The 12,318-nt window shown below is 68.0% G+C and carries 11 protein-coding genes and 1 tRNA gene; 9 read left to right on the top strand and 3 right to left on the bottom strand.

The window, feature by feature from the left end; translation table 11 throughout:
• Positions 1-4 precede the first annotated feature (4 nt).
• The 3 genes from HWD99_RS05685 to HWD99_RS05675 all read left to right on the top strand — a co-directional run bounded on the left by HWD99_RS05685 (position 5) and on the right by HWD99_RS05675 (position 2,782).
• The gene (locus HWD99_RS05685; RefSeq protein ID WP_241795253.1) at positions 5-718 is read left to right on the top strand and encodes a triacylglycerol lipase; all 714 of its coding nucleotides are present in this window, start codon (positions 5-7) and stop codon (positions 716-718) included.
• 118 nt (positions 719-836) lie between these two features.
• Positions 837-1,661: a sugar phosphate isomerase/epimerase gene (locus tag HWD99_RS05680; protein ID WP_241795252.1), complete on the top strand. Its 825-nt coding sequence runs from the start codon at positions 837-839 to the stop codon at positions 1,659-1,661.
• Positions 1,658-2,782 carry a Gfo/Idh/MocA family protein gene (locus HWD99_RS05675; protein ID WP_241795251.1) on the top strand — a complete coding sequence of 375 codons (1,125 nt, stop codon included), beginning with the start codon at positions 1,658-1,660 and terminating at the stop codon, positions 2,780-2,782. Before HWD99_RS05680 ends, HWD99_RS05675 begins: the two co-directional genes overlap by 4 nt.
• A gap of 112 nt (positions 2,783-2,894) precedes the next feature.
• Here HWD99_RS05675 and HWD99_RS05670 read toward each other — a convergent pair whose 3' ends face one another.
• Positions 2,895-3,500 (bottom strand): TetR/AcrR family transcriptional regulator, encoded by a 606-nt coding sequence (locus HWD99_RS05670; protein WP_241795250.1) that lies wholly within the window; start codon positions 3,498-3,500, stop codon positions 2,895-2,897.
• 130 nt (positions 3,501-3,630) lie between these two features.
• A tRNA-Leu gene (locus tag HWD99_RS05665) sits at positions 3,631-3,713 on the bottom strand.
• A gap of 100 nt (positions 3,714-3,813) precedes the next feature.
• On the opposite strand from HWD99_RS05665, the gene HWD99_RS05660 reads away from it, so the two are divergent.
• Both HWD99_RS05660 and HWD99_RS05655 read left to right on the top strand, forming a co-directional pair.
• Positions 3,814-4,434 carry an ANTAR domain-containing response regulator gene (locus tag HWD99_RS05660; RefSeq protein WP_067118227.1) on the top strand — a complete coding sequence of 207 codons (621 nt, stop codon included), beginning with the start codon at positions 3,814-3,816 and terminating at the stop codon, positions 4,432-4,434.
• Between the two features lie 4 nt (positions 4,435-4,438).
• A complete protein-coding gene (locus tag HWD99_RS05655; RefSeq protein ID WP_241795249.1) occupies positions 4,439-5,002 on the top strand; it encodes a GNAT family N-acetyltransferase in 564 nt (187 codons plus the stop codon).
• Here the strand turns inward: HWD99_RS05655 and HWD99_RS05650 are convergent.
• Positions 4,977-5,405 (bottom strand): hotdog fold thioesterase, encoded by a 429-nt coding sequence (locus HWD99_RS05650; RefSeq protein ID WP_241795248.1) that lies wholly within the window; start codon positions 5,403-5,405, stop codon positions 4,977-4,979. The genes HWD99_RS05655 and HWD99_RS05650 overlap by 26 nt on opposite strands.
• Before the next feature lie 45 nt (positions 5,406-5,450).
• Here HWD99_RS05650 and polA point away from each other — a divergent pair, with 45 nt between their 5' ends.
• The 4 genes from polA (at position 5,451) to HWD99_RS05630 (ending at position 12,313) form a co-directional block, all read left to right on the top strand.
• Entirely contained in the window at positions 5,451-8,084 is a 2,634-nt protein-coding gene (polA, locus tag HWD99_RS05645) for a DNA polymerase I (RefSeq protein WP_241795247.1), read from the top strand.
• A gap of 64 nt (positions 8,085-8,148) precedes the next feature.
• A complete protein-coding gene (locus HWD99_RS05640; RefSeq protein WP_241795246.1) occupies positions 8,149-9,834 on the top strand; it encodes a DUF885 domain-containing protein in 1,686 nt (561 codons plus the stop codon).
• Between the two features lie 45 nt (positions 9,835-9,879).
• Positions 9,880-10,914 (top strand): LLM class flavin-dependent oxidoreductase, encoded by a 1,035-nt coding sequence (locus HWD99_RS05635; RefSeq protein ID WP_241795245.1) that lies wholly within the window; start codon positions 9,880-9,882, stop codon positions 10,912-10,914.
• A gap of 46 nt (positions 10,915-10,960) precedes the next feature.
• Positions 10,961-12,313: an MFS transporter gene (locus tag HWD99_RS05630; RefSeq protein WP_241795244.1), complete on the top strand. Its 1,353-nt coding sequence runs from the start codon at positions 10,961-10,963 to the stop codon at positions 12,311-12,313.
• The last annotated feature ends 5 nt before the right edge of the window (positions 12,314-12,318 follow it).

Below are 12,318 nucleotides of genomic sequence, written 5' to 3'. Positions count from 1 at the left end.
GACAGTGAAGGGGCGGAGCCACGGTTCCGCCCCTTCGGCGTATCCGCGCATCGCCGCCTGGCGGCGTCTGACCTGGTGGATCGCCGACTATGCGTACGCCGTGTACTGGCAGGTGCGTGCGGCCTTCGGGCGTCGCGATCCGGCCGACTTCCGCACGGGCGAACGAGCACCGATCGTCATCATCCCCGGTGTCTACGAGACGTGGCGATTCATGCAGCCGCTCGTGACCGCGCTGCATGATCGGGGCCATCCGGTGCACGTCGTCGAGACGCTGTCGAACAACCGGCGTCCCCTCCTCGAGACCGCGCGGCTCGTCACCGCGGTGATGGTGGGGGAGCAGATGACGGATGCGATCATCGTCGCGCACAGCAAGGGCGGTCTGGCCGGCAAGGCGGTGATGACCGGCGGCGAAGGCCACCGGGTGCGGGCGATGATCGCGATCGCGGCTCCCTTCGGAGGCTCTCGTTACGCGAGACTGTTCCCGGCGCGATCCGTGCGGGCGTTCTCCCCGTCCGATCCGGATCTCCGGGATCTCGCGCGCAGGCTCGAGGTGAACGACCGGATCGTGTCGGTGTACGCGTCGTTCGACCCGCACATCCCCGAGGGAAGCGAGCTCCGTGGTGCGAAGAAGAACGTCAGGCTCGAGACCGGTGGGCATTTCCGCGTTCTCGCCGATCCCCACGTCCTCTCCGAGATCGTGGAACTCACCGAGGCCTGACCTGATATCCCGACACGGGGACGGGCTGCGATTCTGACAACTTCCACATGGAGGTTTCTGCTAATCTGATCGCTGACGACGTGGGTCGTCAGCGATCGCACAACGAAGGAAGGTCACCGTGGCCCTGCCAGAAGCCTCAGTCCAGCTGTACACACTCGCAGCGGAGTTCTCCGCCGACATGGAGGGATCGCTCGAGAAGCTCGCGGCGATCGGCCTGCGCAAGGTCGAGGCATTCGACTTCGTGCGTCGCCCCGACGAGATCCGCGCCGCGCTCGATGCCGCCGGACTCGCCTCACCCACCGGCCACGCGCCGCTGCTGTCGGACGAGCTGTGGACGCCGGACGGCTCCATCCCGACCCCTGCTCCCGAGGTCGTCTTCGAGGCCGCTGCGAAGGTCGGTCTGACGACCGTCATCGACCCGTTCGTCGCACCGGAGCGCTGGTTCACGCTCGAGGGCGTGACGGACATCGCCGACCGGCTGAACGCGCTCGTCGAGACGGCGGCCGGGTTCGGGCTCTCGGTCGGATACCACAACCACGCACAGGAGTTCGTCGAGAGCTTCGACGGCGAGACCGCCTTCGAGCGCTTCGTGGCCCTCACCGATGCCCGGGTCGCCATCGAACTCGACCTGTACTGGGCGCTCGTCGGCGGGCAGGACGTGCCTGCGCTCGTCTCGCGCCTCGGCGACCGGCTCGTCGCGGCGCACGTCAAGGACGGCGTCGCTCCCGCGAGCAACCCCTTCGCGCCCGGCGCACCCGAGTTCGGCTCCGGCGCGCTCGACCAGCGTCACGCCGGCACGGGCGACGTGCCTCTCGCCGACGCGCTGCGCGCCGCGACCGACCTGAAGTACGCGATCATCGAGTACGACAACGCCCCTGGTGACGTCTTCGCCGACATCGCGGCCAGTTACTCGTTCCTCGTCGAGGGTGGGTTCGCACGATGAGCGCGGTCGGCATCGGAATCATCGGCGTCGGAGTCATCAGCGACACCTACCTCGAGAACCTGTCGTCGTTCCCCGACGTCGAGGTTCTCATCGTCGGCGATCTGCTGGTGGACCGGGCTCAGGCACAGGCCGAGAAGTACGGTGTGCCCGCGTTCGGCTCTGCGGCAGATGTGCTCGCCCACCCGGGCGTCGACCTCGTCGTGAACCTCACCATCCCGGCCGTGCACATCGAGGTCTCCCGCGCCGCGATCGCCGCCGGCAAGCACGTGTGGACCGAGAAGCCGCTGGGCCTCGATCGCGTCGGCGCCGCGGAGCTCCTGCGTGAGGCGGCAGATGCCGGCCTCCGGGTCGGCTCGGCCCCCGACACGCTGCTCGGCCCCGGCTTCCAGGCCGCACGCCGGGCGATCGACGACGGCGTGATCGGTCGACCGCTGTTCGCGCAGACCGTGTTCCAGACCCAGGGTCCCGACCTCTGGCACCCGAGCCCCGCCTTCCTGTTCGCCGAGGGTGCAGGTCCGCTGCTCGACATGGGGCCGTACTACTTCTCGGCGCTCGTGAGCCTGCTCGGCCCCGTCGACCGGGTGTCCGCTGTCGGTTCGAAGGCTCGGGAAGAGCGTCAGATCCACGCCGGGCCGAACGCCGGAACCACGTTCCCGGTGGAGGTGCCGTCGACGATCCAGATCGTCACGGCGTTCGAGGCCGGAGCGCAGGCGCAGAGCCTGCTGAGCTTCGACTCCGCGCTCGAGCGCCACGGCATCGTCGAGATCCACGGCACCGAGGGAACGATCGTGATCCCCGACCCGAACACGTTCGCGGGCCGCATCGCCTACGTGAAGCCGCTCGGCGTGATCCGCGACGGCATGTCCTTCACGCAGGAGTGGATCGAGATCGAGCACGAAGACACCGAGGTCGGCCGCGGTCTCGGTGCGCTCGACATGGTTCGTGCGATCGCCGAGGGGCGTCCGCATGTCGCCTCTGGCGAGCTCGGCTTCCACGTGCTCGACGTCCTGCTCTCCGCACAGGAGGCCGCGGCGACGGGTACCACCGTCGTGGTCGAGAGCACGGTCGCACCCGTGCCGCTGCTCCCCGCGGGCTTCGACCCGTTCGCAGCGACGCTCTGACGCGACCGCACTGCGCACCCAGGCCCTCGGGCCGCCGGACCTGACCGGCGGCCCGAGGGCCTTCACGTGTGATCAGGGGGCGTGGACGTGCGCCTGCCGCCGAGCCAGGGGCTCAGTCGCGAGCGAGCAGGCGGTCCAGCATCTCGAGAGCCGCTTCGTGGTCGACCGCGGGATCGAGCAGCCACTGCGTCTGCAGACCGTCGGACGCCGCGATCACGAGCGCCGCGACGAGGCTCGGGTCGAGATCGTCACGCAGTTGCCCGGACTCCTGCATGGCCCGCACGCGCCCCGCCATCTCCGTCCGAAGCCGGGAGAAGCGCTGCGTGGCGAACTCATGGGCCACCGGGTGGTTCTCCTCGAGGGCGGTGGTCACCAGCATCGAGTACAGCTGCACCAATCCGGGGATCGTGCGGTTCTCCTCGGCGGAGACCTTCATCATCATCGCGGGGCTCAGATCGCTCTGCTTCGGATGCTCGTCATCCGTACGCCGCTCCGACTCCCGATACACGGCGACGAGCAGCTCCTCCAGAGAGCCGAAGTAGTGCGTGAGGGCCGCGTGGGTCACGCCCACCTCCTCCGCGATCGCACGGAGCGTGGTCTTCTTCGAGCCACGTCGGGCGAAGACCTCGATCGCCTTGTCGAGGATCTCCTGACGCCGGGCGATGCCCTTCGCGTATCGGCCCCGGGCGCGGGGGGCACCGGGGGAGGGATCGGTCATCTCCCGATGATATCGAGGGTGACGGGGCATCACGGCTGCGGCGGCTCTCCGGGGCGACGCTCACGGCGCGCATCGCGACGGAGATCGCATCGTGGCCGAGCGGCGGATCGGTCGGACGAAAGACTGAGAGTGCCGGCGGTGGGACTCGAACCCACACGCCCTTTCGGACAAAGCATTTTGAGTGCTCCGCGTCTGCCATTCCGCCACGCCGGCTCGTGTGTCGCGTGTTCGACCTTATCGCAGGACACACCGCTCAGCGGCCACGCCCACCGCCTTCAGGAACGGCGACCACGCTCTCCAGTAGGATGGAGTCGTGACCGAGCAAGAACAGGCAGCTGAGCAGCCCACGGCATCCGCACCCCGACGCGTCGTCGTCGCCGAGGACGAGTCGCTGATCCGTCTCGACATCGTCGAGATCCTCCGCGACAACGGCTTCGATGTGGTCGGCGAGGCAGGTGACGGCGAGACCGCAGTCGCGCTCGCGACCGAGCTTCGCCCCGACCTGGTCATCATGGACGTGAAGATGCCCCAGCTCGACGGCATCAGCGCAGCCGAGAAGCTGCACAAGGGCAACATCGCCCCCGTCGTGCTCCTCACCGCCTTCAGCCAGAAGGAACTCGTGGAGCGGGCGAGCGAGGCCGGTGCGCTGGCGTACGTCGTCAAGCCGTTCACGCCGAACGACCTTCTCCCGGCGATCGAGATCGCGCTGGCGCGCCACGAGCAGATCATCACGCTCGAGGCCGAGGTCGCCGACATGGTCGAGCGCTTCGAGACCCGCAAGCTCGTCGACCGTGCCAAGGGCCTGCTGAACGAGAAGATGGGCCTGTCGGAGCCCGAGGCGTTCCGCTGGATCCAGAAGGCCTCGATGGATCGCCGTCTCACGATGCAGGACGTCGCGAAGGCGATCATCGAGCAGCTCGCTCCGAAGAAGTAGGGGAGTGCGTCCGCTCGACGCGGAGCACGTCCTTCGCGAGATCCGCGCCGGAGACGGTGAAGAACTCGCACGCGCCTATGCCTCGAACCGGGATCACCTGGCTCCGTGGGAGCCGCTCCGAGACGATTCGTTCTACACCGCGGAGTGGCAGGAGACGCATGTGCGTCAGTGCGTCGTGGATGCCGCGGACGGACGAGGCGCACGCTTCGTCATCGAGTCCCACGATGGTCGGATCGTGGGTCGCGTCAATCTCAACAACATCGTGCGCGGAGCGTTCCGCAGCGCCGATCTCGGCTACTGGGTCGACTCCGGCCACGCCCGTCGCGGCCTGGCGTCGCGGGGCGTCCGAGCGATCTCCGAGTACGCCCGTGACGATCTGCTTCTGCACCGCATCCAGGCTGCGACGCTGCTGCACAACCTCGCCTCGCAGCGGGTGCTCACCGCGAACGGCTTCGAGCGCATCGGACTGGCACCGAAGTACCTCCACATCGCGGGGGAGTGGCAGGACCACGTGCTCTTCCAACTGCTGCTGGAAGAGCCGCTCAGCCCGCGGCGGGAGCGTCCTTGATCACGTTCGTGATGCGGATCGTCGAGCAGCGGCGCCCCTGATCGTCGCTCACGACGATCTCGTGCACCGTGACCGTGCGCCCCAGGTGGACCGGCGTGCACACGCCGGTCACGATTCCCGACGTGGCGGATCGCGTGTGGGTCGCGTTGATGTCGAGGCCGACCGCGAGCCGACCCGGGCCCGCATGCAGATTCGCCGACATCGATCCGAGCGATTCACCGAGCACGACGTAGGCCCCGCCGTGCATGAGACCCACCGGCTGGGTGTTGCCCTCCACCGGCATGGTCGCGACGCTGCGTTCCACGGTGAACTCGAGGATCTCGATGCCCATCTTGTCGGCGAGCGCGCCCATGCCGCGGGCGGCAGCCCAGTCGAGTCCTGCAGTGGTCGCGGTCTCGGTCATGGTTCCTCCTCGGCGAGTGTCTGCCGTCATCGTTAGGCTGACAGGGTGACGGACTCCGCAAAGCCTACCCTCATGGTCGTCGACGGCCATTCGCTCGCCTATCGTGCCTTCTTCGCCCTCCCGGTCGAGAACTTCACGACCAAGGACAACCAGCACACGAACGCCATCTACGGCTTCCTGTCGATGCTGGTCAACCTCATCAAGGCCGAGCAGCCGACCCACCTGGCCATCGCGTTCGACACGTCCCGCCACTCGTTCCGCACCGACGAGTACCCGGAGTACAAGGCGACGCGGTCGGAGACGCCGCAGGAGTTCCGTGGTCAGATCCCGCTCCTCCAGGACTGCCTCGCGGCGATGTCCATCCCCGTCCTCACGAAGGAGGGCGTCGAGGCGGACGACATCCTCGCCACGCTCTCCTCTCAGGGCGCGGAGAAGGGGTACGACGTGCTCGTCGTCTCCGGCGACCGTGACACGATCCAGCTCGTCACCGATCAGGTCACCCTGCTCTACCCGTCGGTGCAGGGCGTCTCGCAGCTGAAGCGCTACGACCCGACGACCGTGCAGGAGCGATACGGCGTGCGCCCCGAGCAGTACCCGGACATCGCCGCACTGGTGGGGGAGACGAGCGACAACCTGCCCGGCGTGCCGAAGGTGGGCGAGAAGACCGCGGTGAAGTGGCTCACCCAGTTCGGCTCGCTCGACGAGCTGCTCGACCGATCCGGCGAGATCAAGGGCGTGGTCGGCGGCAACCTGCGCGATCACATCGAGGATGTGCGCCGCAACCGCAGGCTCAACCGGCTGCTCACCGACGTCGAACTCCCCGTCGCTCCCGACGACCTCGCGGTCACGCCGATCGATGCGCAGGCCGTGCGCGACATCTTCGCGCGCCTCGAGTTCCGCACGCTCCTTCCTCGCGTGTTCGAGGCGGTCGGCGCCGGCGAGGTGGCCGACGATCCGGCATCCATCGTCGTGCTTCCCGCACCGGTCGAGATCAGCGGGTCCGAGTTCGCGACCTGGGCCGGCGCGCAGACGGGAGAGGTGTCTCTGAAGATCGTCACTCAGGGCGGCGTTCCCACGCGACTCGGCGCCGCGACCGACGCCGAACTGCGGGATCTCGACTGGAGCGACGACGTCGCAGCCCCGGTGCGCGAGTGGCTCGAATCCGCGGCACCCAAGGTCTTGCACGACGCCAAGCCTCAGGTGAAGGCGCTGCTTCGCCAGGGGGTCCGCCTCGGCGGCCTCGCCTACGACACGAGCCTGGCCGGCTGGCTGCTGCGCCCGAGCTTCCCCGACAAGACGCTCAGCGATCTGGTCGAACGGTACCTCGGCGAGAAGCTGCCCGAGGCTGATCCCTCCCAGCTGGTGCCGGAGACCGAGGGGGCCACGCCGTCTCAGGAAGCCTGGTTCGCTCTGCGGGTGGCTGCCGCCCTCCGCGAGGACATCCCGGAATCAGTCGCCGCGGTGCTCACCGACATCGAGCTTCCGACCCTGACCACGCTCGCCGACATGGAGATCGCCGGTGTGGCAGTCTCGCATGAGGTGCTCTCGACCTTCTCCGGCGAGCTCGCCACGCGCGCCGAGACGATCGCACAGGAGGCTTTCGGCATCGTCGGCAGAGAGTTCAACCTCGGCTCTCCCAAGCAGCTGCAGGAAGTGCTGTTCGACGACCTGCAGCTGCCCAAGACGCGCAAGACGAAGACGGGGTACTCGACGGATGCCGCGGTGCTCGCCGATCTGCAGGAGAGTCACCCGCATCCGTTCCTCGGGCTTCTCCTGCAGCACCGTGAGGCGACCAAGCTCCGCCAGATCATCGAATCGCTCGACACGGCGATCGGCGCCGACGATCGTGTGCACACGACCTACGTTCAGACCGGAAGCCAGACGGGTCGCCTGTCGAGCACCGATCCCAACCTGCAGAACATCCCGGTGCGCACCGAGGAGTCCCGGCGCATCCGCAGCGCGTTCCAGGTCGGGGAGGGGTACGACGCCCTGCTCACCGCCGACTACTCGCAGATCGAGATGCGCATCATGGCGCACCTCTCCGGCGACGAAGGATTGATCGAGGCGTTCAACAGCGGCGAGGATCTGCACCGTTTCGTCGGTGCGCGAGTGTTCGGCGTCGATCCGAGCGACGTCACGGCTGCCATGCGCACCAAGGTCAAGGCGATGTCGTACGGACTCGTCTACGGCCTCTCGGCGTTCGGCCTGTCGAAGCAGCTTCGCATCGAGCAGTCCGAGGCGAAGCAGTTGATGGTCGAGTACTTCGCCCGATTCGGCGCGGTGCGCGATTACCTCCGCGCCTCGGTGATGCAGGCGAAGGAGGTCGGCTACACCGAGACGATCTTCGGTCGTCGTCGACCGTTCCCCGACCTCGCGAGCCCCAACCGGGTGCTGCGCGAGAACGCCGAGCGCGCGGCGCTCAACGCCCCCATCCAGGGGAGCGCCGCCGACATCATGAAGATCGCGCTGCTGCACATCCACAACGACCTCCGCACGGAGGGCCTGAGCTCTCGCGTGCTCCTGCAGATCCACGACGAGCTCGTCGTCGAGGTCGCCCCGGGCGAGTGGGATGCGACCGAGCGGATCGTGCGCGCGCGCATGGGCGATGCCGCCGATCTCACTGTTCCGTTGGACGTGCAGGTCGGTCGCGGACGCGATTGGAACGAAGCGGCCCACTGAGTCGCCGCGGCTCGGCTGATGCACCCGATATGTTGCGCCAGCCGAGCCGGACTACTCTGGAAGGATGACTGCAGCCCCCCGCACTCCGTCTGCCATCGACAAGGTCGCCGAAGACTGGGTCGACACCATCGCCGTACTCGCCCCGACTCTCGGCACCTACATCGGCCGGGATGAGGTCAACGACCGGTTCGGTGATCTGAGTCCGGAAGGGCATCAGGAGATCGCGAACGCGACGCGTGCGACCCTGGCCAAGCTCAGCGCGCTCGAGCCGGTCGACGCGATCGACGCCATCACGAAGACCGACCTCACAGCCGAGTTGACTCTCGATCTCGAGCTGCACGATGCCGACTGGCACCTCCGCGACCTGAACGTGATCGCCTCGGCCGCGCAGGACGTGCGTTCGGCGTTCGATCTCATGCCGACCGCGACCGCCGACGACTGGTCGGTGATCGCCACCCGACTGGCTGCCGTCCCCGATGCCCTGCGTGGCTACACCGAGACGCTGCGCGCCGGAATCGCGTCCGGCGTCACCCCCGCTCGCCGTCAGGTCGTCGAGGTCGCCACTCAGATCGACCGGTACACCGCAGACGACGGATTCTTCGCCGCATTCGTCGCCGATGCAGCGCCGGAGGACGGGAACCTGCCGGCATCCCTGGCGCGCACGCTCGCCGACAACTCCGCCGCTGCGCGCGTCGCGTACGACGAGCTGCGTCGATTCCTCGCCGAGGAGCTCGCGCCGGCCGCGACCGAGGTCGACGCGGTCGGACGAGAGCTGTACGCGCTCAACTCGCGTCGCTTCCTCGGCGCGACGATCGACCTCGACGAGACCTACGAATGGGGGCGCGAAGAACTCGCCCGGATGGTCGCCGAGCAGACGGCGATCGCGAATGAGATCCTCCCCGGTTCATCCGTCGAAGAGGCCGTCGCTCACCTGGAGGCGGACCCCGCCCGCAAGCTCGTCGGCACCGACGCGCTCCAGCGGTGGATGCAGGAGACCAGCGACCGCGCCGTATCCGAGCTCGGCGCCACGCATTTCGACATCCCCGACGCGATCCGCACTCTCGAGTGCATGATCGCGCCGACGCAGGAGGGCGGGATCTACTACACGGGCCCCACCGATGACTTCTCGCGTCCCGGCCGCATGTGGTGGTCGGTGCCCGAGGGCGTGACCGAGTTCGACACCTGGCGCGAACTCACCACCGTGTACCACGAGGGAGTTCCGGGACATCACCTGCAGATCGCGCAGGCCGTGTACAACCGCGCCGAACTCAACTCCTGGCGTCGTCTGCTCGCGGGCACCTCGGGGCACGCCGAGGGGTGGGCCCTGTATGCAGAGAGGCTGATGCAGCAGCTGGGCTACCTCGACGACCCCGCCGATCGACTCGGCATGCTCGACGGACAGCGTATGCGTGCGGCACGCGTGGTGCTCGACATCGGCGTGCACCTGGGCAAGCCACGCCTCGACGGCACCGGTGTCTGGGACGCGGATTACGCGCTGGACTTCATGCGGCAGAACGTCAACATGTCGGATCAGTTCGTGCAGTTCGAGGTCAACCGCTACCTCGGATGGCCAGGACAGGCGCCGTCGTACAAGGTCGGTCAGCGCATCTGGGAGCAGACGCGCGACGCGTATCAGGCCGAGCGCGGGAGCGATTTCGACGTCAAGGAGTTCCACAAGCGCGCCCTCGACATGGGCGGTGTGGGGCTCGACACGCTTCGCACGGCGCTTCTGTCCCGCCGAGGGGAATGATCGCCGCCGAACCGGTGTTCATTCACCTGAATAGAAAGGGCTGACATGAGCATCGAGTTCGGGCTGGACACCTTCGGCGACATCACACGAGGCGACGACGGCGAGCTTCTGACGGGCGCGCAGACGATCCGCAACATCGTCGAGCAGGCCGAGATGGCCGACCGCGTGGGGATCGACTTCTTCGGCGTGGGGGAGCACCATCGTCCCGAGTTCGCCGTCTCCGCCCCCGAGATGGTGCTCGCCACCATCGCCGGCCGGACGAACAACATCCGTCTCGGCACAGCGGTGACCGTGCTCTCATCGGATGACCCGGTGCGCGTGTACGAGCGCTTCGCGACTCTCGACGCCCTGTCGAACGGTCGTGCCGAGGTCGTGCTCGGACGAGGGTCTTTCATCGAGTCGTTCCCGTTGTTCGGCTACGACCTGCACGACTACGACGCTCTGTTCGAGCAGAAGCTCGAACTCTTCGTCCAGCTGCTCACCGAGCAGCCGGTCACCTGGTCGGGATCGATGCGCGCGTCGCTCGAGAACGCCGACGTCTTCCCGAAGACGGCGAACGGTCTGCGGACCTGGGTCGGCGTCGGCGGCAGCCCCGAGTCCGTCGTGCGGGTCGCGCGGCACGGACTGGGGCTCATGCTCGCGATCATCGGCGGTCCTGCCGGGCGCTTCGCCCCGTTCGTCGACCTGTATCACCGCTCGGTGGCGTCGTTCGGCACGACATCTCACCCGATCGCCGTGCATTCTCCCGGTCACATCGCCGACACCGACGACGAGGCATGGGACGCCGCCTACTCGGGGTTCGAGGCCATGAACAACACGATCGGCGCCGAGCGCGGATGGCCCCCGTACAGCCGTGCGCGATTCCAGAACGACATCGGCCCCGCCGGAGCGACTTATGCGGGCTCGCCGGAGCGTGTCGCCGCGAAGATCGCCGACACCGTGCGCACGCTCGGGCTCGGCCGGTTCGACCTGAAGTACGCCACCGGAACGCTCTCGCACGAGTCGATGATGCGCAGCATCGAGCTCTACGGCACCGAGGTCATCCCTCGGGTGCGCAGGCTCCTCGCCGATCGCGACTGAGACCCAGACGCACGGCCGGTGACGGGCGCACCTCTACGATGAGGGAATGGCCAACACCTCGTTGCCGAGCCGTGCCTCGCTCGCCGGACGACTCGACGATCTGCCGTTCACCCGCCGCCACCTGCGTCTGCTCACGGGGTCCGGGGTCGGCTGGGCGCTCGACGCGATGGATGTCGGACTCATCTCCTTCATCCTCGCCGCGCTGACCCAACAGTGGGGGCTGACGAAGACGGATGCCGGGTGGATCGCGTCCGTCGGATTCATCGGCATGGCGATAGGGGCGACTCTCGGCGGTCTTCTCGCCGACCGACTGGGGCGTCGACAGGTGTTCGCCCTGACGCTCCTCGTCTACGGGATCGCGACGGGTGCGAGTGCTCTCGTCGGGGGTCTCGCCGCACTGCTCGTCCTGCGCTTCCTCGTGGGGCTGGGGCTCGGTGCCGAGCTCCCGGTCGCATCCACGTATGTCAGCGAGTTCGCGCCGGCGCGGATCCGCGGCCGGCTGATCGTGATCCTCGAAGCGTTCTGGGCGCTCGGATGGACTGCGGCCGCCCTGATCGGCTACTTCGTGATCCCGGCATCGGAGAACGGTTGGCGCTGGGCGTTCGCACTCGGAGCCATCCCCGCCGTCTACGCCCTGATCGTGCGCTGGGGCCTGCCCGAGTCGCCGCGCTGGCTCGCCTCTCGCGGACGGATCGCCGAGGCCGACCGCATCGTGTCGATGTTCGAGGCGGACGCGGGTGTCGAACCGGGGCCGGCCATCCGCCGCGAGCCCGCGTCGCGCTCGATCGCCGTGACCACGCGGGCGCGCCTCACCACCCTCTGGAACGCTGAGTTCCGGGTCCGGACGCTGTGCCTGTGGGTCGTGTGGCTGTGCGTGAACTTCGCCTACTACGGAGCGTTCATCTGGATACCGAGCATCCTGGTCGATGCCGGGTTCGATCTCGTGCGCTCGTTCGGGTTCACGCTCATCATCACGCTCGCACAGCTGCCGGGTTATGCGGTCGCCGCGTGGCTGATCGAGGTGTGGGGGCGCCGCACCACCCTGTCGGTGTTCCTGATCGGGTCCGCCGTCTCGGCCGTGTTCTTCGGCACGTCGACGACCGAGGTCGCGATCATCGCTTCGGGAATGGCTCTGTCGTTCTTCAACCTCGGCGCCTGGGGAGCGCTCTACGCGGTCACGCCGGAGATCTACCCGACGTCGCTCCGCGGAACCGGGGCAGGATGGGCAGCGGGCGTCGGGCGCATCGCCTCGATCGTCGCGCCGCTCGCCGTTCCCGTGATGCTGGTCGCCGGCGGCGCCCCACTGCTCTTCGCGGTCTTCGGCGCCTGCTTCGTGGTCGCGGCCGCAGCCGCGTGGGGACTCGTCGACCGGCGCGGCGAAGCGCTCGACGATCGATGAGCGCC

Origin of the sequence: Microbacterium sp. C5A9 (assembly GCF_022627955.1) — a bacterium.
In the GTDB taxonomy this organism is placed as follows: Bacteria; Actinomycetota; Actinomycetes; order Actinomycetales; family Microbacteriaceae; genus Microbacterium.
Note: the sequence above shows the minus strand (reverse complement) of the source record. Positions and strands in the feature narration are given on the sequence as shown.